At 42.5% G+C, this 26,933-nt stretch carries 26 protein-coding genes; 16 read left to right on the top strand and 10 right to left on the bottom strand.

What is annotated here, in order from left to right:
- Window positions 1-113: 113 nt before the first annotated feature.
- Both AAA942_RS20315 and AAA942_RS09290 read right to left on the bottom strand, forming a co-directional pair.
- Window positions 114-491: a type II toxin-antitoxin system PemK/MazF family toxin gene (locus AAA942_RS20315; RefSeq protein WP_445083328.1), complete on the bottom strand. Its 378-nt coding sequence runs from the start codon at window positions 489-491 to the stop codon at window positions 114-116.
- Complete coding sequence (locus AAA942_RS09290; RefSeq protein ID WP_287939308.1) at window positions 451-681, bottom strand: hypothetical protein; 231 nt, start codon at window positions 679-681, stop codon at window positions 451-453. The genes AAA942_RS20315 and AAA942_RS09290 overlap by 41 nt, the downstream gene beginning before the upstream one ends.
- A gap of 222 nt (window positions 682-903) precedes the next feature.
- Between AAA942_RS09290 and AAA942_RS09285 the strand changes: the two genes are divergently transcribed.
- The 4 genes from AAA942_RS09285 to AAA942_RS09270 all read left to right on the top strand — a co-directional run bounded on the left by AAA942_RS09285 (window position 904) and on the right by AAA942_RS09270 (window position 6,410).
- On the top strand, window positions 904-2,124 hold the full coding sequence (locus tag AAA942_RS09285; protein WP_338219962.1) for a hypothetical protein: 1,221 nt from the start codon (window positions 904-906) through the stop codon (window positions 2,122-2,124).
- On the top strand, window positions 2,124-2,975 hold the full coding sequence (locus tag AAA942_RS09280; RefSeq protein ID WP_338219961.1) for a DMT family transporter: 852 nt from the start codon (window positions 2,124-2,126) through the stop codon (window positions 2,973-2,975). The genes AAA942_RS09285 and AAA942_RS09280 overlap by 1 nt, the downstream gene beginning before the upstream one ends.
- A gap of 764 nt (window positions 2,976-3,739) precedes the next feature.
- Window positions 3,740-5,710 carry a hypothetical protein gene (locus tag AAA942_RS09275; RefSeq protein WP_338219960.1) on the top strand — a complete coding sequence of 657 codons (1,971 nt, stop codon included), beginning with the start codon at window positions 3,740-3,742 and terminating at the stop codon, window positions 5,708-5,710.
- A 40-nt stretch (window positions 5,711-5,750) separates the two neighbouring features.
- Window positions 5,751-6,410, top strand: a complete 660-nt coding sequence (locus AAA942_RS09270; protein ID WP_287939303.1) for a hypothetical protein — start codon at window positions 5,751-5,753, stop codon at window positions 6,408-6,410.
- A 272-nt stretch (window positions 6,411-6,682) separates the two neighbouring features.
- Here AAA942_RS09270 and pruA read toward each other — a convergent pair whose 3' ends face one another.
- The 3 genes from pruA to AAA942_RS09255 form a co-directional block, all read right to left on the bottom strand.
- Entirely contained in the window at window positions 6,683-8,320 is a 1,638-nt protein-coding gene (pruA, locus tag AAA942_RS09265) for an L-glutamate gamma-semialdehyde dehydrogenase (RefSeq protein WP_338219959.1), read from the bottom strand.
- 72 nt (window positions 8,321-8,392) lie between these two features.
- Window positions 8,393-9,088 carry a YjjG family noncanonical pyrimidine nucleotidase gene (locus AAA942_RS09260; RefSeq protein ID WP_338219958.1) on the bottom strand — a complete coding sequence of 232 codons (696 nt, stop codon included), beginning with the start codon at window positions 9,086-9,088 and terminating at the stop codon, window positions 8,393-8,395.
- A 7-nt stretch (window positions 9,089-9,095) separates the two neighbouring features.
- Window positions 9,096-9,479 (bottom strand): ArsR/SmtB family transcription factor, encoded by a 384-nt coding sequence (locus AAA942_RS09255; protein WP_338219957.1) that lies wholly within the window; start codon window positions 9,477-9,479, stop codon window positions 9,096-9,098.
- A 107-nt stretch (window positions 9,480-9,586) separates the two neighbouring features.
- On the opposite strand from AAA942_RS09255, the gene AAA942_RS09250 reads away from it, so the two are divergent.
- The 12 genes from AAA942_RS09250 to AAA942_RS09195 all read left to right on the top strand — a co-directional run bounded on the left by AAA942_RS09250 (window position 9,587) and on the right by AAA942_RS09195 (window position 19,624).
- Window positions 9,587-10,222: a carboxypeptidase-like regulatory domain-containing protein gene (locus AAA942_RS09250; RefSeq protein ID WP_445083335.1), complete on the top strand. Its 636-nt coding sequence runs from the start codon at window positions 9,587-9,589 to the stop codon at window positions 10,220-10,222.
- Between the two features lie 120 nt (window positions 10,223-10,342).
- Entirely contained in the window at window positions 10,343-10,588 is a 246-nt protein-coding gene (locus AAA942_RS09245) for a type B 50S ribosomal protein L31 (protein WP_026950917.1), read from the top strand.
- Window positions 10,589-10,656: 68 nt separating this feature from the next.
- On the top strand, window positions 10,657-11,853 hold the full coding sequence (locus AAA942_RS09240) for a GlmU family protein (RefSeq protein ID WP_338219956.1): 1,197 nt from the start codon (window positions 10,657-10,659) through the stop codon (window positions 11,851-11,853).
- 6 nt (window positions 11,854-11,859) lie between these two features.
- Window positions 11,860-12,999, top strand: coding sequence for a DNA polymerase III subunit (locus AAA942_RS09235; protein WP_338219955.1), 1,140 nt, complete (start codon window positions 11,860-11,862; stop codon window positions 12,997-12,999).
- Between the two features lie 3 nt (window positions 13,000-13,002).
- Window positions 13,003-13,443, top strand: a complete 441-nt coding sequence (locus AAA942_RS09230; protein ID WP_338219954.1) for an ATP-dependent zinc protease family protein — start codon at window positions 13,003-13,005, stop codon at window positions 13,441-13,443.
- Window positions 13,440-14,351 (top strand): 30S ribosomal protein S6--L-glutamate ligase, encoded by a 912-nt coding sequence (gene rimK, locus AAA942_RS09225; protein WP_338219953.1) that lies wholly within the window; start codon window positions 13,440-13,442, stop codon window positions 14,349-14,351. The genes AAA942_RS09230 and rimK overlap by 4 nt, the downstream gene beginning before the upstream one ends.
- Window positions 14,348-15,283, top strand: coding sequence for a hydroxymethylbilane synthase (gene hemC / locus AAA942_RS09220; protein ID WP_338219952.1), 936 nt, complete (start codon window positions 14,348-14,350; stop codon window positions 15,281-15,283). The genes rimK and hemC overlap by 4 nt, the downstream gene beginning before the upstream one ends.
- 1 nt (window position 15,284) lies before the next feature.
- A complete protein-coding gene (locus AAA942_RS09215; protein WP_338219951.1) occupies window positions 15,285-16,130 on the top strand; it encodes a peptidylprolyl isomerase in 846 nt (281 codons plus the stop codon).
- A complete protein-coding gene (locus tag AAA942_RS09210) occupies window positions 16,108-17,043 on the top strand; it encodes an SDR family oxidoreductase (protein ID WP_338219950.1) in 936 nt (311 codons plus the stop codon). The genes AAA942_RS09215 and AAA942_RS09210 overlap by 23 nt, the downstream gene beginning before the upstream one ends.
- Before the next feature lie 39 nt (window positions 17,044-17,082).
- Complete coding sequence (locus tag AAA942_RS09205) at window positions 17,083-18,468, top strand: sodium-dependent transporter (protein WP_338219949.1); 1,386 nt, start codon at window positions 17,083-17,085, stop codon at window positions 18,466-18,468.
- 130 nt (window positions 18,469-18,598) lie between these two features.
- Complete coding sequence (locus AAA942_RS09200; RefSeq protein ID WP_338219948.1) at window positions 18,599-18,958, top strand: response regulator; 360 nt, start codon at window positions 18,599-18,601, stop codon at window positions 18,956-18,958.
- Between the two features lie 66 nt (window positions 18,959-19,024).
- Window positions 19,025-19,624 carry a porin family protein gene (locus AAA942_RS09195; RefSeq protein ID WP_338219947.1) on the top strand — a complete coding sequence of 200 codons (600 nt, stop codon included), beginning with the start codon at window positions 19,025-19,027 and terminating at the stop codon, window positions 19,622-19,624.
- A gap of 54 nt (window positions 19,625-19,678) precedes the next feature.
- Here the strand turns inward: AAA942_RS09195 and AAA942_RS09190 are convergent, their stop codons facing one another.
- From AAA942_RS09190 to AAA942_RS09170, 5 genes are all read right to left on the bottom strand, one after another.
- Window positions 19,679-22,189, bottom strand: coding sequence for a WD40/YVTN/BNR-like repeat-containing protein (locus AAA942_RS09190; protein ID WP_338219946.1), 2,511 nt, complete (start codon window positions 22,187-22,189; stop codon window positions 19,679-19,681).
- Window positions 22,190-22,282: 93 nt separating this feature from the next.
- Window positions 22,283-23,452 (bottom strand): hypothetical protein, encoded by a 1,170-nt coding sequence (locus tag AAA942_RS09185; RefSeq protein WP_338219945.1) that lies wholly within the window; start codon window positions 23,450-23,452, stop codon window positions 22,283-22,285.
- Window positions 23,449-24,612, bottom strand: a complete 1,164-nt coding sequence (locus tag AAA942_RS09180) for a hypothetical protein (RefSeq protein WP_338219944.1) — start codon at window positions 24,610-24,612, stop codon at window positions 23,449-23,451. The genes AAA942_RS09185 and AAA942_RS09180 overlap by 4 nt, the downstream gene beginning before the upstream one ends.
- Window positions 24,609-25,736, bottom strand: coding sequence for a hypothetical protein (locus AAA942_RS09175; RefSeq protein ID WP_338219943.1), 1,128 nt, complete (start codon window positions 25,734-25,736; stop codon window positions 24,609-24,611). Before AAA942_RS09175 ends, AAA942_RS09180 begins: the two co-directional genes overlap by 4 nt.
- Window positions 25,733-26,923 (bottom strand): hypothetical protein, encoded by a 1,191-nt coding sequence (locus AAA942_RS09170; RefSeq protein WP_338219942.1) that lies wholly within the window; start codon window positions 26,921-26,923, stop codon window positions 25,733-25,735. Before AAA942_RS09170 ends, AAA942_RS09175 begins: the two co-directional genes overlap by 4 nt.
- Between the last annotated feature and the right edge of the window lie 10 nt (window positions 26,924-26,933).

Raw genomic sequence — 26,933 nt, 5'->3', positions numbered from 1 at the left:
GCAGATTTTCGCGGAAAAGGTCACAGATCCGCATAGATGAAAAACCTCGATAGAATTTCTGTGAAAATCTGTGTTTTTAATCTGTGCTTTTCTATGGGAAATAAAAAAGATACTTATCGGATGTTGAAAATCATTTTAATGCCTTTTTCAAGGGTTTCCATCTTACTTTCTGGAAAATATCCCAAATCTCTCAAAATAAGGTTCTGAGGTAGAGAAACCATTTTGTGAAGTTTTAGAACAGATGGAACGATTAATCCGGTTTGTTGCCATTCTTCCTCTTCTGGTTTTATTTCAAATTCGGATTCTTCGAGCTGATCGCTGATTTTACTCGAAATAAATGCCAAGATAACGTGTTCAAACTTCCCAATGGGTTCAGATAGGCAAAGTGCTGGACGTACTTTTCGAGTTGAAAAATCTTCAAATGGAAAAGGTACTAGGACAATCTTTCCTCTAATTTTTGAAAGGCTTTCCGTCTTTGGTGGTGTAGACATTTTCTTCAGGTTCGTTTAAAAAATCAAGGGCTGGATTATTGGAGAGAAATTTTAGGTAATTCTTTTCCTCCATTTCCTCTTCTTCCGAAAGAATTAAAACTCTCACTGGGACTCCTCCTTTAAGTCCTGTTGACTCCAAAGAAATGCTTCCGTCCGATTTGGTAATGGTCTTAATTTCAATTGCTTTCATGTTGATAAAAGTACAAAAAAAGCCCCGGAAATCTCCGAGGCTTTTGAAAATTGAAGTTGAGAATTGACTATTGATTAGTCGGAGCATGGAGATATACCATTTTGGAATAGTTTTCCTGATTTCGGAAAATGATTTTTTGTAACTAAATCATATTACTGATTTTGGTCTTTATGAATTTTATTAGCTTAGTACTTTGACAAGAAATATAAAAAGTGCCAATCTATGCCGAAAGCCCTTGGGGACTTAGATGAAAAACTACTTGAAAGACTAAGACAGAGGTTGGCGAAGAGAGTGAATGTTTCTTTCAACACGAATAAAAGCTACCATAGAATAGCTGATTTTCTTTTTGAAAAAACTCATGTCAATGTCAGCCAAAGTACCCTACGTCGGGTTTTCCAATATGATTCTCCCCATTCGCCGACCAAGTCAACTTTAGACCTCATTTGCCAAAGCCTCGGCTACTACAATTGGGAAGATTTTGTTGAAAAGGAGTCAGAGCTTAATCATTTTGATTTATTGCAGGTAATCTCTGCGATTCAAATTGGTGGTATTTCATCCTTGGACGAGGCTAGAAAGCAAGTATCAAAATTTATTGATAGCCCCAATTTGTTTAACCTTTTGGAAGCGATTGTAGATGCATCAATCTCTCAAAGAAACATTTCGATACTAGGACAGCTATTCGAACTTGATGGTGTTTTTGACTACAGACAGGATTCTCTTAAAATCTATTTTTTCATTCACAATCTTGTAATTAAACTTAATAGAGCTGGATTGATGCAAAAGTTGATTCCTTATTTTGGTGCGAGTGAAAAGGCTCGGGAGTTTTTAATTGAATGGTATGTGGATGAGGATCACTTGGATGGATATTACTATGACCTGCTCCAAGAGTATAAAAAGCATAAGACCGGTCTGGAATCTAAGTTGTTTTACGACTGCTTGATGTATCAATGGGCCGAATTTAATAAATTATCCATCCGTCAATGGCTCGAACCGATTCGGGAATTTGTAGAGACCGAACCGGTTCACCCAATCCCAAAGGCTAGAAGGCTTGGAATCTTAATGCTTGAAGTGGAATCCCAAAAACTGCCAAATTCTCTAAAAAATGAAGTAGAGAAATACTTTGATCAAATAAATGATGATGCCAGAATTATCGCCGTTCTCATAATTGTCAGACTGTTATTTTCAAAGAGACGAGATCTATTGATTCAAAAAGTTCTTGAATTTCTACCTTATTCAAATGAGGAGGGCAAAGATATTTGGACTCGAATCAACCTTAATCAGCTCAAAATCTATAGAGCGTATGTTTGTTTTCTAGTTGGTGAATTTAAAAAATCTCATTTTATCCTTGGTGACTTTGATCCTCTTTTGGTCAATAATTACATTCGGGAATCAATAATTAGAGATTATGAAGTTGTGGTGGAACTAGTAAAAGGTGATTCGTAATGCTGTGGCTTTTTCTTTCAGTTTGTCTCTACGCTTTTAATAATGTGCTCTGGAAGCTCTTTTTGAAAGGGGAACAACCCTTGCATATCATCAGTCGGAGAGCAATATTCACTGTTGCCTTTGCTTTTGGGGCTGCCTGGGTTACTCAAGTAAATCTTATTGATTTTATCCTCCACCCCAATTCAATTTATGTATTCATTGCATCACTTTTTGGAGTGTTAGGATTGGTTTTAATGGTTACCTTTTTGAAATCGGGGAGCTTGGTTCAAATGGCTTTTTATTCACTTTTGGGCACAGGTATCGCGGCATGTTACACTTACCTTTTTCGTGAAGAAAGTCTCACAACCAAGGCAATTCTGGGTTCGGCATTAATGAGTATTGGTTATTTAGTGTTCTGTTTTAACGATCGTCACAAAGCACAGAAGGAAAAAGCCGTGTTTAAACAACATTTACTTTTAATAGGAATGACGCTTTCTTTTTCAGTTTCTCTTTTGATTCAGTGGGAAAGTCTGAAGATCTTTCCTCCCTTGGCGATCATCTGTACTCAGGAATCCACTGTTTTGATTACCACGTCGCTACTCGCTATCTTTTTCAACCCAGCAGAGAATTCTCGAAATTCCGAGAGTCAATCAACCCTTAAAATGGCTTTGATGGCAGTGGTAGTTTTTGCAGGGATTTTTGCGGGTACGATTGGGTTAAAGACGGCAGATCCTTTTTTGGCATCTGTCGCTGGTTTTGCTGTTCCGGTATTGACAGTGATTTTTGGAAGGATCGTATTTCGCGACCGCATGGATGTTTTGCATTGGGCATCCCTTGTTTTGATGATAGCAGGAGGGGTTTGTTTGATTTAGTTTTTTGGGGCTCCATCATTTCCTGTCGATTTGAGAAAGTCAGGCTATTTGAGCCTATTTGGAATGATATTACCCATTTTTCTTTTAATCACATTGGTACCTTGGCCAAACAATTAGCAAAGCCTTACAAGCTAATTGAGTAAAAGGATTTTTCATTTGTACATTCGGGTTTCCCCTGATTCTGTCCGATTAAAAGTGAAATTTTCTAACTAAAATCTTTAGAATAAAGAGTCACCCAAAATTAAATTGAAATGTTCATCAAAATCGAAGATAATTATAACCCCTTGACATTGCAGGGTTCAGGACACAGATTGATCAATGTCAACCATATCCTCCACATAACTGTCCTTTCAAAGAGGAAGGATGATGATAAAGTAAGGGTCCGAGTTGAATCAAGAATTTGCCTTATTAACGGTGAAATTATCGACACGACATATTCATTGGACCAACTGGCTGTATCGCTGGCGAAAGTTGCTTCAAAACAAATTTGATGGATTCTGAATCCGGTTCCGTCCAAAATAAGTCCATTGAAAAATGTGAATATTTCACATGGCTGGAATGAAATTCATCTCAAACTTGAAAGCTTTTGATGTGAAAATTAAAACACCGCAAATAACTAGTTGTATAGATTTTATTTTCTTAAATTCTTTTAACTATTCTTTACGCAGACCATTAAGCAGATGTTAAAACACTTAATCACGGTTTTGCAAGACAAAACCTCAAAGAAAATGATGCGATTTACTTTAAGTTTTTTGTTGCTGTTTATGGCAATTAATGCGATGGGCCAGACTAAAACTTATACAGGTGCCTATGAATACGAAAAAAAATCGGGTACAGCAATCTATTCTTACATATCAAAAAATGGTGAAGATGTTTTGCAGGGTGCATTCTCGTTTAAATCAAAATTGGGGCTTAACGGAACTTTCACCACAACAGGTACTTTTGAAAATAATCAAAAAAACGGTAGCTGGATCAACACCTCTTCTTGGAGTGTATACAATGGTGAGGAGGTTGTAAAATCAGATCTGATATTCTCAAGAGTATCTCAATTCCGTCCGTTTACAGAAATCACCAAGAAGCAAACCTTTCCTTACCTAAAAGGAAAATTAAATGGTAAGGAAATTCTTTTGTTTACAAAGAAGGAAAGTTGGGGAGAGGGAGGAGGAGGTCAGAAAGTAACTGTTTACAAAAAGGAGAAAAATTGGAAAGACGGGATAATTCAATCCTTCGCATTCGAGTCTATTGAAAATAACGTGAGAAAGGAATTCCTTAACGGGAATTATGCAGTTGTCGATGGGGTAATTGTTTATGACGGAGAGTGGATAGGAATGGTTAACGGGATTTCAATTCGGGTTGTTTTTGACAAGGGGGCTATGAAATCCGTCCTCACAAAAAATCAAAGTTCTGGGGAAATTTTGAAGCAAGAATCCTACCTAACTGATTCAGACTTGGTAAATAAGTTTAATGACAATAGTAATATTTCAATAGACTTCAACAATGATAAGGCAAAGCTGATTATTACAAAAACCGATAATAGCAATTATGACTTTGAGGTAATATTCAGTAATTTTTTAACTGTTTTTCCTGATTTCACCGTTAAGGCTTTGGTCCCTTATATCAACTATGTTGAAAAGAGTAATCCATACGATAATCAAAATGAGGATAAAAACTGGATTGCAAACATATCAAGTCTGTCAAAGAAGTATTTGAGCAACAACAGGCAAAAAGGAGAGTTTTGGGGCGTGAATGCCATTGGTGAGAATGCAAATAAGATTTTTGATCTCATAGATGAAAGCGGGATAGAATATATAGGCAGTGGAGCCAATTTTTTCATACAAAGTAAAAATGATCTCTTTCTTAATACATGGAAGAATGGTGCCCCAAGCTACTTTAATCAGTCCATGTACATAAAATATCTTCTGTACAAAGGCAAGGCTGAAAATGTGTATAAAATGTTTTATCATGCAGAAGGTCAGGGTTTGTTTACTTACGAAAAGTATAAAAAGTGGAGTATAAACACTGTAGGTACCATGCCTTATTATTTTATTGCGCTTTGCCTTGCGGGGAATTTGGACGATGCGGATTGGATACTCCAGAACAATCTCAATAAAGTTCAGATCTTAAAAGATGGCTCAAAAATTAAATGGATCGAAAGTGTTACAAAGGATATCCGGAATTACTTGCCATTTATTCAAGTATCATACCCAAAAGAGCGGATCGATTATTTATTAAATATTGACGGCCTCAGTGGAAATTTAAAAGATAATGTTAGAAACTCTTATTTTAAAAGTCTTTCATTAAGTAAAATCGGGCAACTCACTTGGACATCTATTCCAATATCAATGGAACAGTTGGGTATTTCTGCATCTGCAATCCGTGACGGAAAAGACATACATGGAAAAAAACATGAAAACATAGTTGTTGTTTTGAATTACTTAAATTCAGAGGATATGAACAAGTTTGAAAGAAAGGGTTGGAGATTGCCAACGATTGGTGAATTGAAAGATTTGTTTGCCAGAAACCTAACTGATTATCGAATGAATATTTTTGAAATAGATCCTATGATTAATGATGAGTTGGTTTATGTGAATAATTACAAAGAATTTCGCTTTATAACTAAGGATGAGACGGGTAATTTGATTGTCTATAATGCTACAAAAAATATGATTGTGATTCCTTCTGTTAATGATAAGAACAAAGTTTCTGGTTTATGTTTGCTCATAAAGTCAGAATAAAAAAAAATTATAAATTAATTGTATTTAAATAAATATAAGTATGAAATTGAAATATGTGTCCATAGTTTTTGCCTTTATTTTATTAGGGTGCAATGGGAAATCTCTGGATGAAAAGTTTAGCAAGCAGACTTATAATGAAGATATAAGTATCTTCTTAGAAAAAAGGCTGATAACAGAAGAGGAAAAAATGCTCTTAGCAAACTATATATTCAACAATCTGACAGATAGTACTTTTCATTCAAAAACTTACTCTGAAATTTTGTCAACTGCAATTTTCAAGAAAGAAATGGCAGATAGATTGGCTAAGGAATTATTAGAGAAAAAGAATAGGATTAATGCTTCTTTAGAAGTTAAAGTAATTCGAAAATACCTTCAGAAATTCATAGATGGGGGGTACTTTAAAGATTTTTTATTAATTGATATAATAGCTCAGAATAAAACTGATAAAGAAATAGGAGGATTTAGAGTGGTAATTAATTTTAAAAATTCTGATGGAATAACTTTTTATTCAGCTGATTGGATTCTTTCGGAACCAATTGGTGCTAATTCCAAAAAAACAATCCCGCTGTCAACTGGAGAATTTAGTAATTCAAATTTTGACCAATCAAAGCTTAAAATGGCTGATTTGTCCAAAATTGAAATTGAATATGACATTCGTTCTTTGATGTATGACGATGGTACCACTTTAAGTTTGGATTGATAATTTGTACTTTATCCAGATCTTTGAAAATTCTTTTGACAAGACATATTTCAAGCCGTTCTACTAAGTGTATTATAATTGAACAGAATTCTAGATTTTGATCTTGTCTAACTGTAAAAGGATTTCTTAATTTTTTGAAATCCTTTGATCAAAAAAAAAGCCCCGGAAATCTCCGAGGCTCTTTATAACCTTTGAGGTCCGGAAGACCTCAAAGGTTATTGAGTTGCAGAGTCTTTATTTTTGGAATAAAGACCTTCGAGGTTTTAGAAACCTCAAAGGTCGCTACCCAAAAACGGATATCGATAATCCTTCGGAGACACAAAGGTTTCCTTGATGGTTCGTGGAGAAACCCAACGAAGCAAGTTGATCATCGAACCTGCCTTGTCATTAGTACCGGAAGCTCTTGCACCTCCAAATGGCTGCTGACCGACCACGGCTCCGGTTGGCTTGTCGTTGATATAGAAGTTACCTGCTGCGTTTCTCAGTTTTTGTGTGGCCAATTCGATGGCGTAGCGGTCTTGAGAAAATACAGCGCCTGTGAGTGCGTAGGGAGAAGTCTGATCCACCAGTTCGATTACCGTTTCAAAGTGCTCTTCGTGGTACACATAGATGGTCAAGACTGGACCGAAGATCTCCTCGCACATGGTGGTGTACATCGGGTCTTGCGTTAGAATCACCGTTGGTTCGATGAAATAGCCTTTGGACTTGTCGTAGTTGCCACCGGCGATGATCTCTACTCCCGGAGTTGATTTCGCATTTTCGATGTACTTCGCGATTTTGTCAAATGACTTCTCGTCGATGACTGCATTCACAAAGTTGGTGAAGTCCTCGGTACCGCCCATTTTGATGGTGGCGAGGTCTTCGAGCATGTATTTTTTCACATCTTCCCAAAGGTTGGATGGAATGTAAGCGCGGGAAGCGGCAGAACATTTTTGTCCCTGGTATTCAAAAGCACCTCTCACCAAGCCTACAGCTACGGCTTTTGCGTCAGCGGATTTGTGAGCAAGGACGAAGTCCTTACCTCCAGTTTCGCCCACAATTCTTGGATAAGATTTATAGCGGTTGATGTTTTCTCCGATAGTTTTCCAAATGTGCTGGAATACCCCGGTAGAACCTGTAAAGTGAATTCCTGCAAAGTCCGGATGCTTGAAAATGACATCTCCGGCTGTTGGGCCATCTACATAAATCAGGTTAATTACCCCATCCGGTACCCCTGCTTCTTTGAAGACTTCCATCAAAACCTGAGCTGAATAAATCTGCGTGTATGCTGGTTTCCAAACGATCGTATTGCCCATCATCGCAGCCGAAGTTGGGAGATTTCCAGCAATCGCGGTAAAGTTGAAGGGAGTCAATGCAAACACGAAACCTTCCAGAGGCCTCTGCTCCACGCGATTCCAAACACCATTGCCGGATACGGGAGGCTGTTGGGCGTAGATTTCGGTCATGTATTTCACATTGAATCGGAGAAAGTCGATAAACTCACAAGCGGAGTCGATTTCTGCCTGAAATGCATTCTTTGATTGGCCGAGCATGGTAGCTGCATTGATTTTTGCCCGATAAGGGCCAGCCAAAAGATCAGCAGCCTTTAAGAAAATCGCAGCACGCTGTTCCCATTCCAGATTTTCCCAAGCTTCTTTGGCGCCCAAAGCTGCATTGATCGCCTGCTCCACATGAGAGGCGTCGCCCTCGTGGAAGTGTCCCAAGATATGTTGATGATCGTGTGGGGGAGACATCGGGCGGGTTTTGCCTGTTCTTACTTCCTCACTTCCGATGTACATGGGCACATCGATTTGCTTGGACCGGAGCTCAGCCAGCATGGCTTGGAGTTCTTTCCGCTCGGGGCTGCCCGGAGCATATGATTTTACCGGCTCATTGACAGGAGCTGGTACGTTGAAAAATCCCTTTAACATGATATTTGGTGTTTATTTGATTTCTGAGTGGCCAAAGATAAGTTTTCCTGACCGAAAGGGCAGTGATTTCACTTACAAAAGCGACTCTAATTCTTTGAGATGTCTGATTTCAAAGGTCGGTTTGAGTTCGATGGTTTTTCCATCAGGATTGAAGAAAACCTGATCAATCTCAGCTCTTTGTGCGCCAAGAATATCCGAGTTGGGATTGTCGCCGATCATCAGGCAAAATTCTGGTTTAGTGCTCAGTTTATCCAGAGCATAGTGAAAAATCCTTGGATCGGGTTTTTTATGTCCTGTGGTTTCGGAAGTAACAATGAGGTCAAAATACACATCCAAGCCGGATGATTTCATCTTTTTTGCCTGAGACTCATTGAATCCATTCGTGATCACGTGGATTTGGTACTTTCCTTGGAGATAGGTCAAGATTTCCTTAGAGTAGGGGAAAACATGGGGCTTGGAGGAGGTTCGGTGCATAAAATCTTCCTCAAATTCCTGTGGAATGGCATCAGCCCTTCCTCCGGCATGGTTAAATATCCTTGGGAAGCGCTCTTTCCGGAGGTTGTGTTTGTCTATTTTTTCCACATTGTACCAATCCCATAGCTGGAAATTGACTGCATGAAAAGATTCGAAAAATTTTTCTAACGTTGGAATTCCCAGTTCCTGAAGTTGGTAAATTTGGTAAAGTTCGGAAAGTGATTCGGTGACATTTCGATCATAATCCCAAAGGGTATGGTCCAGATCGAAAAATAGGTGTTGGTACGTTTTCAAGATGGATTCAGCGACGGTAAGGGTTGTTTTGGATTTTATTGATGGCCAGCTCACGGTTGGATTTGAGGATTTCGAAGGTCTCCTGATCCTTGATTAAGCTGGGATCTTTTTGGATAAACTTGAAAATCTGCTGAATGATTTCAAGATATTCTTCCAGGATGTAATAAAACATCCATTGGTCCACCCTTCGACTACCCAAAAGCCCGGCATTTTTGAGCGCAATAAGGTGTCTGCTGGTTTTGGTCTGGGTAAAATCCAATATGTGTTCTAAATCCGAAATGCTCAATTCTTTGTTAAGCATAAGCAAATGGATCATTCTTACCCGTGGCTCTTCGGAAAGTGCCTTAAAAATTCGCAATCCGTAGGTCAAACTGATATTTTTGAGTCTCATTTGTAAGTTTTAACTTGCCGAGGGGTGTAAAATTAAAATTTAGGCCGAAATTGGGCCTAGTAAATAGGCTGAGGTCTACGGACTAATTTGATTTAATATTCGTGAAAATAACCTACATTCTTTCTTTTGCTTTGGTTTTGGGTTTTTGCAGCCTGTTTCAAAGTGCTTTGGCCCAGGATGACCGGGACAAAAAAGTAATCCAGCTTTCTGGTATTATCCTCAATGCCGACAGCACCGATGCTGTGCCCGGAGTAAATATTTATGTTCCCAAAAAAGGGAGGGGGACGGTCTCCGGCAGATTTGGCTATTTCTCCATGCCAGTACTTGAGGGTGACAGTGTGGTTTTTACTTTCATTGGATTGAAAAAACAGACTTTCAAAGTGCCAGATGGATTTGAAAATGACCGTATCAGCTTGATTTTGACCATGGAGGTGGATGAGATTGCACTTGCCGAGATCGAAGTCATGCCATATCCCACCGAGGATGAATTCAAGAAAGCCGTGGTGGCTATGAATGTGGTCGACCCGATGTCCATCAGCCGGTCCAATATGAGCCCAGAAATGCTCCTTAGGTGGGCTGAGACCATGCCGGCCTCCGGCAATGAGAATTTCCGCTATTTTCAACAGGGGCAAATGCTCCAAAATCAGGACTTGTACGGCCCCAGACCGCTACGAATCCTAGATCCGTTCGCCTGGTCTCAGTTTATACGCTCGATCAAACGGGGTGATCTGAAGAGTAAATAGGGCCTTTTTTGACTTTCTTTCCAGAGTATTAATAAATCCTTGATAAAGATTTGGTGCATTTTGTATAAAACAATATCTTTGTGCCTCATTTGAAAAAGGCAAAAGAAAACTAGCTATAGCATGAAAAAAGATATTCATCCAAACTACAGAGACGTAGTATTTTACGACACCTCAAGCGAGTTTAAGTTCTTGACCAAATCCACAATCGAGACTTCCGAAACCATCGAGTGGACCGACGGCAAAACTTATCCAGTGTACAAAATCGAAGTGAGCTCTGAATCTCATCCATTCTACACAGGTAAGAAAATGCTTCTTGATACCGCTGGTAGAGTGGAGAAATTCAACAAGAGATACGCAAAGAAGTAATTCCAAGACATACTAGGTAAAAAGTCTCCCGGAGCATGGATTCTGGGAGACTTTTTTATTTTTGTCCCATGAAGCAAATTCTTTTGTTCGACGATCCTGCCATCCGGGGATCACTTTTGCCCTTCACCTTTACCCGGCCAGTAGCTGACATCCGAGTAGGTATCCTGAAAATTTCCGAAAAGTGGGAGAAAATCAGTGGCATTCCAGTTTCTTACCTTACTCAGCCGTATTTAGAAAAGAAGTTTTCCCGTACGGGAGGGGATCATTTGGCGATCAATGCCGGCTTTCTTCCATCGAAAGAACTCATTCAATCGCTTAAAAATCTGAATCCGGACGAGGCATTGTTTCTTGGCAAAATTCCCGTGGCTGCCTACATCGGAGAGACAGAGAAAAATCTTTCCTTTTTCGCACACAAGAAACCGATTCAGCTGGATTTTCAGCCTGCATTCATTCAGCATACTTGGGATATCTTTCGATTCAACGGAGAGGCAATCCGTGCTGATTTTGCTTTGATTACTCAGGGCCGCAGAAGCCAAAATGTAACCGATCCCCACACAATAGTATATTCACCAGAAAATATTTTTATTGAAGAAGGGGTGAAAATCAAAGCTGCCGTACTCAACGCAGATAATGGACCGATTTATCTCGGTCGTAATTCTGAAGTTCAGGAAGGTTCCCTGATTAGAGGACCCTTTGCCTTAGGTGAGGGATCAACGGTCAATATGGGAGCTAAGCTCAGAGGAGATACCACCGTGGGACCTTATTCTAAGGTGGGTGGAGAGATATCCAATTCAGTCATTTTTGGCTATTCCAATAAGGGGCACGAAGGCTTTTTGGGCAATTCCGTGATCGGTGAATGGTGCAATCTCGGTGCAGATACCAATACCTCCAACTTGAAAAACAATTACGCTCCGGTCAAACTTTGGGATTATACCAAAGGTGGATTTACTAATACTGGGCTTCAGTTTTGCGGTCTAATGATGGGAGACCACAGCAAATGCGGGATCAATACGATGTTCAATACCGGAACAGTGGTGGGAGTAGGAGCCAATATTTTCGGAGACGGATTTCCAAGAAATTTTATCCCTTCCTTCTCTTGGGGAGGGGCTGCCGGATTCTCCACCTTTAGTTTTGGAAAGTTTGTAGAAGCGGCTCGCGTCGTCTTTTCCAGAAGATCCAAAGAATGGGATATAACCGAGCAGGAGATTCTCGAGCAGGTTTTTGAACTGACCAAAAGCTATAGAATCTGGGATAAAACTACCTGATAGATCATGCAATTTGCCGATATTCCTGGCTTGCCAGAGACCAAAGAGAAACTCATCAATGCCGTCAAATTCAATCATTTGGCGCATGCGCTCCTGTTTCACGGTCCGGAAGGCTCTGCCAATCTAACTTTGGCCTTGGCTTTGGCTACTTACCTCTTCTGCGAAAATCCGGGAGAATCAGACTCCTGCGGCACTTGCAGCTCCTGTCAGCGAATGAAAAAGCTGATTCTTCCTGACATGAATTTCGCCTTTCCGGAGGTAGGAAAGGATAAGGATGAGGATAAAAAAGATGATGAGGAGGATAAGACGGACAATCTTTCCCGCTGGAGAGAATTTGTTCAGTATCAGCCTTATGGATCTATCCACGACTTTATTTACTTTCTTGGGTTTGAGAAAAAGCAGCTCAACATCTCCCGTGCAGCTGGAAGACGGATCATTCAAACCCTCTCTTTGATGTCATTCGAAGGCGGATATAAGATCATGTTGATCTGGGCACCCGAGTACATGCATCCCTCCGCTGCCAATGCCCTGCTGAAAATCCTTGAAGAACCACCTGCTAAGACCATTTTTATCCTCGTGACGGCTCAAGCAGATCAATTGCTGACAACCATTCTTTCCCGAACTCAAAAGATCCTGGTGAGAGCCTTTACTGATGAGGAAATCAAGTCCCATTTGGTCGATCAGGGGCTCTGCGATCCTAAATCCGCCGAGCAGGTAGCGATGCTTGCTGACGGAAACTTGGGTGAGGCGCTCCGGCTATTGGACAATACCGAAGACCATACCATCAGGGAAATCAGGGATTGGTTTCGACTTTGCGCCAGCAAAAACATAAAAGAGATTTTTACACTATCCGATCACTTTCACAAAAGAGACAAAGAGGCCCAAAAATCCATGATGCTAGCCGGACTGAATGTGACCCGGGAGATCATGCTGAAGAACCTGGACATGGATCAGCTGCTTCGGACTACAGAGGAAGATCTGGACTTCATTTCCAAAATCAGCAAAAAAGTCCTGACCGAGGCTCATGCCGAGCAGATGTATGAAGCGTTTAACAAAGCTCACTATCATCTGGAGCGAAATGGAAATGCCAAAATGATTTTTACGGACCTATCTATGGACTTTCTCCTGATGATGGCCAAATCCTGACCTATGGACAAGCGCATAATCGGACGAAAAGAAAAAATCAGCCTCCCAAAATTGGGATTGAATTTGGTGTGGGCAAAAGTAGACACAGGAGCTTATACAAGCAGTCTTCATGCAGAGGAAATCCGTGAAGAGGAAGTGGATGGGAAAAAAGTGCTGAAATTTCAGATTTTGATGCCTGCCCATGAAAAGTTTACCGGAAAGACCTTAATCTTTGAAAAATACAGGGAAAAAAAGATCAAAAATTCCTTCGGTCAGGCAGAAATCAGATATTTGATCGAGACGGAGCTCAGTCTCGCAGGAGAAAAGTTCCTGGCGGAATTTACGCTGTCTGATCGCTCTTCCATGAAAAATTCCATTCTCCTCGGACGGAAGATTCTTACCGGAAGATTTCTGGTAGATGTATCAAAAACCAATTTGGGAAAACCCTATCGCAGCAAAAAATGAAGATTGCCATCTTATCCAGAAATCCTAAGCTTTATTCCACCAGAAGGCTTTTTGAAGAGATCAAAAAGGCTGGGCATGAGGCATTGATTGTCGACCACAGTCTTTGTGATCTGATAATTGAGCAAAATGGCCCCTCTATTTTTTACAAAGGCCAACTACTCGAAGGAATCGATGCCATCATTCCAAGGATTGGTGCTTCTGTTACGTTTTATGGCACTGCTGTGGTCCGTCAGTTTGAATTGATGGGGGCATTTTCGGCAGTGACTTCCCAAGCGATTGTCAGAAGTAGAGATAAGCTGAGAAGTCTTCAGATTCTCTCCAAAAATGGCCTTGGGATGCCAAAAACAGCCTTTACCAATTTTTCCAAAGGAGGAGAAAAGCAGCTCATCGGACAGGTAGGTGGTGCTCCGGTCATCATCAAATTGCTGGAAGGCACCCAGGGACTCGGGGTGGTATTGGCAGAGACCAAAAAAGCCGCACAGTCTGTAGTCGAGGCTTTTCATGGGCTGAAAGCTCGGATTATTGTGCAGGAGTACATCAAAGAGGCCAAAGGAGCCGATATCAGAGCTTTTGTCGTACATGGCAAAGTAGTCGGGGCGATGAAGCGGCAAGGTGCGGAAGGGGAGTTTCGTTCCAATCTTCACCGCGGAGGGGTGGCGACCGTCATAAAATTGAGCCGGGCTGAGAGGCAGGCAGCTCTCAACGCGGCAAAGGCTTTGGGCTTGGATGTGGCAGGTGTGGATTTGCTACAGTCTGACCGCGGTCCTTTGATTTTGGAAGTTAACAGTTCACCGGGCTTGCAGGGGATAGAAAGTGCCACTGGAGTTAATGTCGCAGGGGAAATAATCAAATATGTAGAGGCAGGAGTCCGTAAAATGCCCACTCTAAAACGGGATAAAAATCAATGAGTCATACAGTAAAAATCGGGACAAGAGGAAGTAAACTAGCCCTTTGGCAAGCATATCATGTGGAGGATTTGCTGAAAAAGGCCGGGATGGATACCGAGATTGTTCTGATCGACACCAAAGGAGATCAAGTCTTGGACGTCTCCATAGCCAAAATCGGGAGTAAAGGAGTTTTTACCCAGGAATTGGAAGATCAGCTCCAGGACGGGAGGATTGATATTGCGGTCCACTCGGCAAAGGATATGCAATCTAGACTGGATGAGGCTTTTGAGCTTATCGCATTCACCGAGCGTGAGCAAGTCAATGATGTGTTGCTGTCCAATGACAAAGAGATCAGTCTCTCTTCTACCGAAAAACCACTGGTGATCGGCACTTCTTCGACCCGGAGAGTAGCGACTTTGAAACATTTTTATCCCCATGTAAAAACAGTTGAGGTCAGGGGAAATCTTCAAACCCGAATCCGAAAGATGGAAGAAGGGCTTTGTGATGCCTTACTTTTGGCTTTTGCTGGTGTCCACCGGATGGGTTATGATGATCAAATAGCGCAGTTGTTGAGTTTGGAGGAGTTTATTCCGGCGGTGGGACAGGGCTCAGTAGCCATCGAATCGGCCAAATCTTTGGATACTGAGTTGAAGAAAAAAATCATTCAGGCCTGTAATCACCCGGAGACTGAAGCCCGGCTTCGGGCTGAGCGGGCTTACCTTAGGGTCTTGGAAGGAGGATGCAGTATTCCTGTTTTTGCTCTTGCCTCTGTTGAGGGCGAAAAACTGACCTTAGACGGGGGGATTATCAGTCTGGACGGGAAAAAGAGAATTCGTCTTTCCGTTTCCGGTGCCAAAAATGCCCCTGAGCGCTTAGGAGAGCAACTCGCAGAGCAAGTTCTTCAAGCGGGAGGCAAGGAAATTTTGGAAGAAATAAAAAAAACAATTCGCTGATATGAGAATCCATTGTAGAGCGCTCGCTCTTATCCTGGTTCTGTTGAGCTTTGCTGCTTGTGGACAAAACAAAGATTATTTAGTCACCATTGAAACCCGACACGGAGAGATCAAAGCCATTCTTTTTGATGACACACCGGAGCACAAGAACAATTTCATTGATTTGGCAGAGGCTGGCAGATTTGACTCGACTCAATTTCATCGGATCATTCAAGACTTCATGGTCCAAGGCGGGGATGTTTTCGGAAAAGAAGGTTTGCCAGCAAAGGAGTGGCCGACCCTTCCCGCTGAGATTCGAACCAATCATGTCCATACCAAAGGGATGATAGCGGCTGCCAGACAGGGAGACAATATTAATCCCCAAAAGAGAAGCAATGGATCGCAATTTTATATTGTAGATGGAAGAACTTACGAGGAACAGGAATTGACCACCGATTTTCCCGCTCTCCAGAAAGCCGTCTTTCAGTACATGCAGTTGGGTTCTGCTCAGGATCTCAAGCAGGAATACACCCGCTTATACGAAGAGCAGAAGTTTGACAGCTTGACCAATTTGCTTCTTTCTAAACGGGATGAAATAGCAGAAACATTAAAAATAAAGCTGACCAAAGATTACACTCCTGAGCAAATCAAAGCCTATGCAGAGATTGGAGGTGCTCCTCACCTGGATTTTGAATACACGGTTTTTGGGCAAGTCCTCTCTGGATTGGAGGTCGTGGATAAAATTGCAGCGGAACCTACCACCCGAGAAATGCCCAACACCCCAGTCTATATGAAGGTGACGGTAGAAAAAGTTTCTAAAAAGAAGATCGAAAAAGAATTTGGCTATGTCTACCCCGAATCCAAGTAAACCCAAAATCCTGATTACAGGCGCCAATGGGCTTTTGGGACAGAAGTTGGTGGATCAGTTGATCAATCAGGGGAATTTTGAGGTCATAGCCACAGGAAGAGGGCCTTCCCGTTTATCCGGAAAAGGCTTTCACTATCAGATGTTGGACATTGAAGATCAAGCCAACGTGGAAGAAGTGATTGAGAATATCCAGCCGGACGTGCTGATTCATGCCGCTGCAATGACCCACGTGGACGAATGTGAGCTGAATCAAGAAGCTTGCTATCGTGCCAATGTCACTGCTACCCGTTTCTTGGTTTCGGCAGCTGAAAAGGTAAACGCTCATTTTATTTTTGTTTCCACTGACTTCATCTTTTCCGGGGAAGACGGAATGAACCCCTACGATGAAAACGCCTCCCCTGAGCCGGTGAATTTTTATGGTCAGACCAAGCTGGAAGGAGAGGAAATAGTTAAGAATTCCTCATTGAAATGGGCTATAGCGCGAACTGTTTTGGTCTATGGAATTGCTCCGGGCCTAAGTAGAAGCAACATCATTCTTTGGGTAAAATCTTCGCTGGAGCAGGAAAAGGAAATCCAAGTAGTGGATGATCAAGTTCGGACTCCAACTTTGGCTGAAGATCTTGCTGCCGGTTGCATCCTGATTGCAGAGAAGCGAGCAACAGGAATTTTCAATATATCCGGAGAAGAATTGCTGACGCCTTATGATATGGCAATTCAGACGGCTGATTTTTTTGGGTTGGATAAGAGTCTGATCAAGAAGACAGATTCGACCCGATTTACTCAGCCTGCAAAAAGACCCATGAAAACAGGGTTTATTATCGATAAAGCAAGAAAACAACTGGGATTTGAGCCCAAAACTTTCCAAGCGGGAATAGGTATTTTGGCAAAACAAATTATCTTAGCCCGCTCTTAAAAAGCAGTTTATACCCTTAATTTAACTTTAGCATTATCTATGGCAGTAAGTTCTAATTCAGAGGACAGAGGTCAGTTTGGATCCAGTCTCGGATTTATTATGGCGGCGGCCGGCTCCGCTGTAGGCTTGGGAAATATTTGGAGATTTCCTTACCTCACAGGAGAAAACGGTGGAGGAGCCTTTGTATTTGTATACATACTTTGTGTGCTATTTATCGGATTGCCTCTGCTTTTCAATGAAATTGCCTTAGGTAGAAGGTCCGGAAAAAACCCCATCGGAGCCATCCGGGATACCGGAGGAAACAAGTTTTGGCAGCTTGCCGGTGTGCTTTGCGTCTTGGTCTGTTTTTTCGTATTCAGCTACTATTCAGTAATTGCAGGCTGGACAGTAGGCTATATTGTTACTGAAATCATCAATATCCCTGTTGATTTTGAAGAGTTTGTAGAAACTCCCCTTTATGTAATTCCTCTGACCTTCCTTTTTATCCTGATGACCATTTTGATTGTCTTGGGAGGTGTTTCAGGAGGTATTGAAAAGGCAGCTAAATTCCTGATGCCCATCCTTTTTATCATCATCCTGTTTATTGCAGGTCGTTCGGTGACCCTGGAGGGTGCTGAGGCAGGAATTCAATATTACCTTAACCCCGACTTCTCCAAGATCAATGGAACAGTTATTCTGCAGGCTTTGGGGCAAGCGTTTTTCTCCATGTCTGTAGGCTGGGGATTGATGATTACTTTTGGGTCTTATTTGGATAAAAAGTCCAATATCATTCAGTCTTCCGGTTGGATTGCGGGTATGGATACTGCGGTTGCTCTGTTGGGAGGTTTGATGGTTTTCCCTGCTTTGTTTGCCCTATTGCCGGGCAAAGATCCTGCAGCAGGTCCTGCTTTGGTTTTCGATGTGCTTCCAAGAGTTTTTGATGCCATGCCAGGGGGAAGCTTTATCGGTGCGCTATTCTTCCTTTTGTTGATGGTGGCTGCTTTGACTTCCACCATTTCCATGCTGGAAGTGCCTGTAGCCTATCTGATTGACGACCGCAAGTGGAACAGAAAGAAGGCCACTTGGACTGTAGGTATCGCAGCCATGTTGCTTTCTATTCCTTCTGCACTTTCTTCCATTGAAGGGAATTTCTTCGCGGAAATTCGTTTCTCTTTCCTAAGTAATCCTATCGAAGGATTCTTTGGTGCAATGGACTTCATTTTCGGTACTTTTGCGGTGATTGTCATCTGTCTGATGCTCTCTCTGTATACCGGCTGGGGTCAGAAGATCAGCGATTATGCTGACGAACTGGCCTTGGGAGCTCCTGGTTTCAAAGGTATTTCCCGTACGGCTTGGATTTTCTTTATCAAATGGGTTTGTCCTGTGGTGATCATTCTTTTGATCTTGAACATGATCGGCCTATTTGGTGCTCCTCAAGCGGCATAAGGAAAACTTGTCATCATTTCAATAGCCAGTCCGAAAGACTGGCTATTTTTTTGGCATAGTTTTTCGTAATCGTGTTGGGTATTTTCGTATACTTGAAAAAGCATTTTAAATTCCATTCGCCCCTGTTTTAATGAAGGTCCTGCTGGTTGAAGATGACACCGTTCATTTGATGATATTGAAAAGGATATTTGAGAAATCAAATGATGAGGTCGTTGTTGCCAGAAATGGGAAAGAGGCCCTGATTCAATTGGAATTTGACCCAACTTTTCAAATCATTCTTACTGACATCATGATGCCTGAAATGGATGGAATTGAGCTTTTAAAGCATGTACGGGAAAGTGATGAAACTAAGCAAATTCCTATTATCGGATTTACTGCCGGGGACGTAAATTACTATAGAGAAAAATCCGAGGGGCAATTCAGCTGCTTAGTCCCCAAACCCATCGATTTTTTTGATCTATACCAACTTGCCAAATCCCAAGTGGCTTAATTCTCTTTTTTTCTGGCAAGAGAATTGCAAAAAGTGCGTTTATACCAAAACTAAACCGCACTACTCATGAAAAAACTCACATTTCTTTTCACATTACTACTGCTCTCCCATTGGGCTTTTTCCCAAAATGGAGTAGGAATCAAAGCAGGACTTAGCAGTACTGAACTTGATTTTAAAAATGAAAACTTTGTGCCTGCCAATGCGCAGACAGGGTATCATATTGGTTTATTTGGGCGATTTGGCGGTGCCGGCTTTTTTGTGCAGCCCGAATTGCTTTTCACCCAAACTAAGGGAGAGTTTGCCTTTGTCCCCGGTGGGGTAAGCGGTGGTACTCCTCCTGAAAATTATAAAGCGGAGTTCAATCGCTTGGATATTCCTGTATTAGCTGGTTTCAGAGTGTTTAAAGTCATCCGATTGATGGCAGGTCCTGTGGCCAGTATCAATATCAATTCGAAACTGGAAGAATCTATTGATACGGTAGGCGAGGCCAACTTCAGCAATGCTACCTTAGGCTACCAAGCCGGTGTAGGTGTGGATATCGGGAACCTTTCTATTGAGGGAAAATATGAAGGGGGCCTTTCCAAAGTCACCCAAAACCTGGGTCAATTCCAGACCGATAACCGAATCAATCAATGGATTCTTTCGGTTGGGTTCCGTTTGTTTTGATTTTCTGATTTTCCATAAAAAAGCCTCTGAAGTCGACTTCAGAGGCTTTTTCATTTAATTGTTTTCCATGACTTTGGGTCCGGGCTTAGCCCATTCATGAATCTGTTTCAGATCGACGACATACACACTGCGACCATGCGTACCCACCACGAGGTGGTTTTCTCTTTCCTGAATGACCATATCGTAAATGGCTACATTTGGAATTTCCCCTTGGAATAAGTTCCAATTTTTTCCTTTATCCAAGCTCACATACAAGCCATGATCTGTTCCCAAATATAGAATATTGGGCATTTTTGGGTCTTCGATGATGATGTTGGTAGCTTCTTCAGGAAGGTTTCCCTTGATTGAGGTCCAGGTTTTCCCATAGTCCTCACTCATATACACATAGGTATTGAATTCATCAAAGCGATATCCATTCAGTGTGATGTAAACTCTTCCCTCTTTGAACTTGGAGGGAGAAATGCTGCTCACCCATCGGTCCTGAGGAAGGCCTGCATTCAGACTGGTCCAGTTGCCTCCATTGTTTCGGGTAATCCAGACATTTCCGTCGTCCGTTCCGGCATACAGCGTTCCAAACTCCAAGGGGGATTCCTCGACCACGGTCAAAGTTGCAAAAGGCACATTCCCGCTCTTTTGATTTTTAGTCAGGTCGGGAGAGATGGTGGTCCAGGTATTTCCCTGATCTAGGGACTGGTACACGTACTGGGAACCCATATACACGATGTCTTGATTGTGGTAACTCAACTCAGCAGGCGTTCTCCAGTTCCATCGATTGGGAGCATTTCCGATATCATGTCCGGGAGTGATTCGGCGTCTTTCTCCGGTTTTTTTGTTGATCCGCATGTAATTTCCGAACTGGGATCCGGTATACACAATGTCATTGTCCCGGGTATCCACTGCGACGACCATTCCATCACCGCCAAGTAAAGGCTCCCAAGGATCCTCCGGCTTGTTGGTGGACTTACCATACCAAACCCCGTTGTCCTGCATACCACCATAGATATTGTATGGGGTAGCCTGATCGACCATAATAGAATAGAACTGGGAAATTGGCATTTGGGTATTCAGGTGATCCCAAATCGCGCCGCCACCATAGCTTCGATAAAGTCCTCCGTCATTTCCCAACAGGATGTGCTTGCTGTCCTTGGGATTGATCCACATGGCCTGATGGTCTGAGTGAGGTCGGCCAATGGTGTCAGTTCGGGAGAAGTTTTTGCCACCATCTCGTGAAACCAGCAAAGGAACTCCCAAAACAAAGACTTCATTTTCGTCGGAGGTACTCACCCGGATTTCGCCAAAATAATAGCCATAAGTATTGTAGAGCTGACGGATGTCCGATTCAGAGACCAATTGCCAGCTTTTCCCTGCATCTTCTGAGCGATAGACCTCAGCACCAATGATAGGTTGTCCAAACATAGCCGCATTGGCATCGACTGCACCACCGTTGTAATTGGCGATTTGAGCCGTGGTGATTTTACCTGTTTTAAGCTGACGCTTTAGCTCGGACGGGGTGTAGTGAGTAGCAAATTGATTTCTTCTAAGAAAAGTCTCCAGTCTTTTGTCTTCCAAGCCCAAAGCCTCCTCCAAAGGCATGTTTTGGAAGTCCTCGATTTTCAGCGGGTTTTCTTCTTGCTGCTGATTTCCTCGGCGTCGGGGTTCTGGAGCAGGTTTGTCGGATTTTCCCTGATTGTCCAAAAGGGCATAGACTACATCCGGGTTACTTTTAGCGAAATCAAATCCGATTCTTCCTACAAACTCGTTCTGTGGGAAGCCCTCGACTGCTTTTTTCCAGGTATTTCCACCATCCTCGGATCTCCAAATTGCGGAGCCTTTTCCATTACCGATAAAGTCATGAGCCTGACGGAATCGCTCCCAGCTTGCTGCTAGCAGCACATCGGGATTGGTCGGGTGAATTTGAATGTCAATGATGCCGGTGTTGTCGTCGATGTAGAGGACTTTTTTCCAGGTTTTGCCTCCGTCGGTAGTTTTGTAGAGTCCACGCTCTTTGTTTTTGGAATAAAGACCGCCCATGGAGCCTACCCATACCACATCCGGGTTGGTCGGGTGAATGAGAATCTGACCGATATGCTGGGAATGAACGAGCCCCATATGTTGCCAGGTTTGTCCGCTGTCAGTGGATTTGTACACTCCCGATCCGGCGTAAGTGGATCGGCTGGAATTGTCCTCTCCGGTGCCTACCCAAAGGATATTGTTGTCAGAAGCCGACAGGGCCATAGCTCCAATGCCTAAAGCACTCTGATGGTCAAAGATGGGTGTGAAAGACTGCCCGTTGTCGGTGGTTTTCCAGATACCTCCCGATGCAGCGGCGATGTAATAGGTGTTGAGGTTATTGGCTACCTCGATATCGACGATTCGGCCGGACATATTGGTCGGGCCCACGTTTCGGGCTTTGAAATCCCGAAGGGGAGAGGATTCGAAAAGGGCTTTGTGCTTGTCTATGGATTCCTGAAGGGTTTTTTCAGAAGTTGGCTTGATATCTTGGGCGAGGGAATTGAATGATAGCATTCCCGCAGTGGCCAAGATCAGGTAGGTGGATTTTTGCATGGGGTTCTTATTGATCAGGAGGGAATATAAGCAATCGCGGGGAAAGTCAGACGGCCTTCCCCGCGAATGGAAAAAGCAGGATTTGGGAGGAGGCTATTTGGATACGAGTCGGGTTTTGTAGAGGACTATGTAGTCTTTTTCCACCTCCGAATAATTGGGCGTAAACCATATTTCATTCTCAGAAATCAGTTTGCCAAGACTTCCTATTTCCGGGCGTCTTGCTATCAAAGGAGAAATTGTCTTCCCATCAAATAAAATCCAGCCATATACGCTGATTTTTCTGATTTCCTTATAAAATTCCTGATTGATTTGACCTGTTTTTGAGAAGATTTGGTTGTACTCTTCATCCGTCGTTCCTCTTGTGAAGTTAATCAAAAACCGATTTTCCCCTGATGGAATTAGCGCATTGATCGATCCAGAGTAGACGTCTCTCATGTCATAGCTGCTCAAATCATTCCCATCTCTGGGAGATTTTTCTACAAACTCCTCAAAAGGAATCTCTAGTACTGAGCTAGGTTGATTTAAGTTTTCCAGATGATAGGTAAATATCTTGGGTTCGTTTCTGTAGGCCACATAGATGGAGTCTCCCAAACCTGCCAATCGAGTGGTGTAATTGAAATTGAAGTAGGCGGTTTGATCCGTTTTGAATTTGGATTGATCCGGAAACGGGGTGGTGGGGGTGAACTTTCCGCTTTCCAAATCCAAGACTTCCAGCCTTTTAGTTTGAAGTTGAAAGGCCTTTCCCTGAACTCCCAGGCTATCCCCATTTCTTCCCTCCCAAGGGTAAATTATCTGGTCTTTTGTAATCACCATCTTGTTGGTATACAGGTCCAAAAGGGAATGGGAAGGGTTGTATCCCATTTCGAACTTACGGGTTAAATCCCCTGAAAAAGAATAGCAATAAAATCCCATCCATGCCGGTATGATGATTTCGGCGTTGGTTAAAAACTGAGGTGGATTGTACCTTGAAACCCGATAATCTCCTGGCCCTTCTCCTTTTCTCATGAATTTTGAACGAATCTCACCTTCTGAGTTGACTAGGAAGATGGAGTCATTTTGGTCATTGTAAAGCATGAAAGTCTCCCCATCCGGACTGATATCAGCCAAATACAGATTTCCCAAATAGTCCACTACCAGCGAATCGTAAATCTCAAATTCGAACTGCTGCTCAGAGAGGGGTTTTTCAGGAAGGGACTCTTCCTTTTGGCTACAGGAAAAGGTCAGAATAGGAAGAAGTAAATAGAGGGAAATTAGCTTTTTCATCTGGAAATCAATCGGGTTTTGTAGATCACTGAATAATCATTTTCTACCTTTTCAAAGTCTGGGGAAAACCAAATTTCTTCTTGGGAGTAGATTGAATTGATATTTCCCAGTTGCTCTGATTTAATGATTACGGGACTAACCTGATTTCCATTGAAAAGGACATATCCTCCGGAGTTTTTCTTTTCACCTTCTTCAAAGATTTTGTTGAAGTCTGACCCTGCCGCTGCTATAGCTTCATCTGATTCCTCATTGGTCAGTCCTGAGAGGTAGCTAATCAAAAAGTTTTGATTTTCCAGAGCCCAAATTCCTCCGATGGAGCCATAAAAAAAGTCCCGAACATTGAATCCTTCGGCGTCTTTTTGACTGATCTCCCGCTCAATAAATTTCGGAAGGGGAATGGGTTTTATACTTGCTGGAGTGTCCCATTGATCCTTGGAGTAGATGAATAGTTTGGGTTCATTTCTAAAGATCAGGTAAAGGCTGTCATCTCGAACAGTGAAGGCAGGGTAATGGTCGATTAATCCAAATTCCAGTGTAGAGCTGCTGAACTTCGATTCTTTGGGAAAAGGTACGATGGGAGAAAAGTCTCCGGTCTGAAAGTCAAAGATTTCCAACTGACGGGATTGGGCTTGGTATTCCAATCCTGAAGAACCCAATTTGTCGTATCGGCCTTTCATGAGCGTGATCACCTGATCTCCCATCCTCGTATGAGAAGTGCTGGAAGGGATGACCAATTGGGACATTCCTTCAAAATCCGGGGGGAAGCTTTTGATCAATTCTCCAGCCAGTGAATACTGATAAAGGGCTCTGCTGCTAGGGATCAAAAAGGTGGAATTATCTAAAAACTTGGCAACTCCAGTCCGGTTTCCTTCCATCTTTTCAGGACCTTCTCCAGTAATTTTGTAACTGTAAATTGTTTTTCCGGAGGGATCTGTTACGAGAATTGAGTCAGTATTTTGGTCAATCAGCAAAAAATGCTTTCCGTCAGGACTTTGATCCATCAAGGTTAGATTCCCCAAATAATCCACCACTAATGAGTCGTAAATCTCAAACTCGAACTGCTGCTCAGAAAGGGGTTTTTCGGAAAGGGATTCTTCCTTTTGGCTGCAGGAAATGGCCAAAAAAATCAGGAGAAGTAGTAAAGAAAGTTGGTTTTTCATTTTCTGACCAATTTGAGTTTATAAAATGTAATGTAATCCTGCTCCTCTCCAATCCATTCGTCGTCCCGAACGGCGAAAAAGGGTTCGTCGAGGGATTGAAGACCTACCAAGCGGTCTACTTGATTTGGGATGATGATTTCGTTGGAAAGCGTTCCGTCCAGCTGGATGATCTTCAGGATTTGGTTTTGGAATCGGGGATAAAGCGGGAAGTTTTTGGGGTCTTTCAGGTCGTTTTGAGCAAAAATATCGGCTGTAATCCCTTCCTCGAAAGTGACTACGATACCTTCTTTTGTTGGGAAAAGTTGCTTGATCCTGCCATCCAGCATTTGAGTGCCGGAGATATATTGGTATTTTTCTGTGTGTTCTCCATTGTCTTCAAACCTACTGGGTTGAAAATTTAGGGTGCTTAGATACTTTCCGTTTTGATTCAAATCGTACAAATGAATTAGGGGTTCATTATCCAAAGTGAAGTAGAGCGTATCACCCAAAATCCCAAAATTGACCCAGGGTCTTTCGTAGTACTTGTCCGAACTATACCGGGACGTGGAAGGTGTCCGAATAATCGGCTCAGCTGCTCCCGTTGATGGATCCACTTTTTCCAACAAAAAATGATCTCTGAAAAAGAATGGGTCATACGGGTTGGCTCCATCCCGCCCCGGATAATATAGGATTAATTTATCCCTCCATTCCTCAAGGACCCTTCTCAAGCCCCCTCCGTCCTTCGCTTCGGTCAGGAAGGGCAATTTGATTTCCCGTTTGAATGTCAGGTCCGAGTTGAATTCGTATAGCCATCCGATGAAACTTGCCCCATAAAGCTTGTCGTCATTCGTGTATTTTAACTGAACAGGATAAAATACCTTATCCGGACCATCGAAGGGATAGCTTTGCTCGTGGAGGATTTTTCCACTTGAGTTAAATTCCAAGAGTTTGTTTTCCTTGAAATTGAACAGGACCCCTTTCCCGTCTTTGAACTCCAATCCATCTACAAGACCTAAATAATCTACCTGAATTGAATCGACGACGATTAGTTCCCATTCATTTGATTCGGATAGGTCTTTTTTCTCATTGGAAGTGCAGGAGAATAGGAAAATAGATCCAAGGATAAGGACTAAAAGTCGTCTCATTTTTCAACCAGTTTAACTTTGTAAATCTTCAAGAAATCCTCTTCCTCATCGGGATTGAAGGCTTTTTGGAACCAAAAATCTTCGGCCTCTCTCACAAATCCACCAGGATTGACCCAATCCGGAAACTGGGCTATGCCCAGTTGCTGGAATGAGGTTTTGTCCACCACAGCCATGCCCATCTTTCGGTCGCCCAAAAATGATTTTCTCATTGCCAAGGCTTCCTCCCTGTTTCCTTTTTGGAATTCCATAGTGATGGCTTCCGCTTGCTCGGTGGATAATCCAGGGTAAAACAAAACCAAGATACGATCCCCCCAAAGGCTGACTTTACGAATTGCTGCTGTGGAAAGGTTGGTGGATACCCCAACATCTGCCAGCTTTTCCAAGGGCTTCCCGGTGATTTCTGCAAAATCGGGAAGCTTCAAGTCCAGCGTTTTTTGGTGGCTGAGCGAATCTCCCAACCAGGCAAACTGATGAAGTCGGGGTTCTCCGGCGAAGGCCAAATACACATCTTTTTCGTCTGCTGCGAAATAAGGCTCAAAGTCACTTTGGATATAGCCATTCCCATTCTTGAATCGGCTGTCTTCCGGGAAGGGAATCCAAGCCCGGCTTGTGTTGTCTTCTAAATTGAGTACTTCCAAGGCCCGAAACCGGGAATAGAATTCCTTTTGGCCGACGTAGGATTCGAAGATTCGAAAGGATTTGCTGAGAATTAGTTGATTGTCCCCAGTTTTCAAGTAGTCAATGGAATAGCCCGGGAAATTGGTAAAAGTACTTCCCGAAAGCACTTCGGGATGGGGGATTTTGGCCTCCATTTTTCCCTCCAGATCATAAATATACAGGCCTGAAGTACCCGGAATCATCACCTGATTTTCGTCTAAAAAGGCGGGGAGCAAGAGGGGAAACCCAAAATTGTCAAAGGAATCTGGATCTTTTATAAACCGGCTCTGCACTTCTCCCTGAAGTTTCAGGATTAAGAATTCCCGACTTTGGGTATCGTAGATCAATACTTTGCCAAACTCCACATCTGCCAAGACGGGATTACCCAGAATGTCAATCTGAAGCGAATCCACTTTTTCAAACTCCCAGTTGGCTGGATTGCTTTTTACAATCGTCTCTTGAGCATTTGGATTACAGCTCCAGATTAAAAACCCAAAGGATAAAAGTAAGAGGTAAGAATATCGATTCATTTCCAGTTTT

The sequence above is a fragment of the Algoriphagus sp. oki45 genome, from assembly GCF_036245605.1.
Classification (GTDB): Bacteria; Bacteroidota; Bacteroidia; order Cytophagales; family Cyclobacteriaceae; genus Algoriphagus.
The sequence above is the reverse complement of the archived record's forward strand: the minus strand, read 5'-3'. Positions and strand labels throughout refer to the sequence as shown.

Excerpts from the sequence above, each read along its gene's own strand:
- AAA942_RS20315 (WP_445083328.1), bottom strand. The coding sequence starts at position 491 with ATGTCTACACCACCAAAGACGGAAAGCCTTTCAAAAATTAGAGGAAAG.
- AAA942_RS09290 (WP_287939308.1), bottom strand. The coding sequence starts at position 681 with ATGAAAGCAATTGAAATTAAGACCATTACCAAATCGGACGGAAGCATT.
- AAA942_RS09285 (WP_338219962.1), top strand. The coding sequence starts at position 904 with ATGCCGAAAGCCCTTGGGGACTTAGATGAAAAACTACTTGAAAGACTA.
- AAA942_RS09280 (WP_338219961.1), top strand. The coding sequence starts at position 2,124 with ATGCTGTGGCTTTTTCTTTCAGTTTGTCTCTACGCTTTTAATAATGTG.
- AAA942_RS09275 (WP_338219960.1), top strand. The coding sequence starts at position 3,740 with ATGGCAATTAATGCGATGGGCCAGACTAAAACTTATACAGGTGCCTAT.
- AAA942_RS09270 (WP_287939303.1), top strand. The coding sequence starts at position 5,751 with ATGAAATTGAAATATGTGTCCATAGTTTTTGCCTTTATTTTATTAGGG.
- pruA (WP_338219959.1), bottom strand. The coding sequence starts at position 8,320 with ATGTTAAAGGGATTTTTCAACGTACCAGCTCCTGTCAATGAGCCGGTA.
- AAA942_RS09255 (WP_338219957.1), bottom strand. The coding sequence starts at position 9,479 with ATGAGACTCAAAAATATCAGTTTGACCTACGGATTGCGAATTTTTAAG.
- AAA942_RS09245 (WP_026950917.1), top strand. The coding sequence starts at position 10,343 with ATGAAAAAAGATATTCATCCAAACTACAGAGACGTAGTATTTTACGAC.
- AAA942_RS09240 (WP_338219956.1), top strand. The coding sequence starts at position 10,657 with ATGAAGCAAATTCTTTTGTTCGACGATCCTGCCATCCGGGGATCACTT.
- AAA942_RS09235 (WP_338219955.1), top strand. The coding sequence starts at position 11,860 with ATGCAATTTGCCGATATTCCTGGCTTGCCAGAGACCAAAGAGAAACTC.
- AAA942_RS09230 (WP_338219954.1), top strand. The coding sequence starts at position 13,003 with ATGGACAAGCGCATAATCGGACGAAAAGAAAAAATCAGCCTCCCAAAA.
- rimK (WP_338219953.1), top strand. The coding sequence starts at position 13,440 with ATGAAGATTGCCATCTTATCCAGAAATCCTAAGCTTTATTCCACCAGA.
- hemC (WP_338219952.1), top strand. The coding sequence starts at position 14,348 with ATGAGTCATACAGTAAAAATCGGGACAAGAGGAAGTAAACTAGCCCTT.
- AAA942_RS09215 (WP_338219951.1), top strand. The coding sequence starts at position 15,285 with ATGAGAATCCATTGTAGAGCGCTCGCTCTTATCCTGGTTCTGTTGAGC.
- AAA942_RS09210 (WP_338219950.1), top strand. The coding sequence starts at position 16,108 with ATGTCTACCCCGAATCCAAGTAAACCCAAAATCCTGATTACAGGCGCC.
- AAA942_RS09205 (WP_338219949.1), top strand. The coding sequence starts at position 17,083 with ATGGCAGTAAGTTCTAATTCAGAGGACAGAGGTCAGTTTGGATCCAGT.
- AAA942_RS09200 (WP_338219948.1), top strand. The coding sequence starts at position 18,599 with ATGAAGGTCCTGCTGGTTGAAGATGACACCGTTCATTTGATGATATTG.
- AAA942_RS09195 (WP_338219947.1), top strand. The coding sequence starts at position 19,025 with ATGAAAAAACTCACATTTCTTTTCACATTACTACTGCTCTCCCATTGG.
- AAA942_RS09190 (WP_338219946.1), bottom strand. The coding sequence starts at position 22,189 with ATGCAAAAATCCACCTACCTGATCTTGGCCACTGCGGGAATGCTATCA.
- AAA942_RS09185 (WP_338219945.1), bottom strand. The coding sequence starts at position 23,452 with ATGAAAAAGCTAATTTCCCTCTATTTACTTCTTCCTATTCTGACCTTT.
- AAA942_RS09180 (WP_338219944.1), bottom strand. The coding sequence starts at position 24,612 with ATGAAAAACCAACTTTCTTTACTACTTCTCCTGATTTTTTTGGCCATT.
- AAA942_RS09175 (WP_338219943.1), bottom strand. The coding sequence starts at position 25,736 with ATGAGACGACTTTTAGTCCTTATCCTTGGATCTATTTTCCTATTCTCC.
- AAA942_RS09170 (WP_338219942.1), bottom strand. The coding sequence starts at position 26,923 with ATGAATCGATATTCTTACCTCTTACTTTTATCCTTTGGGTTTTTAATC.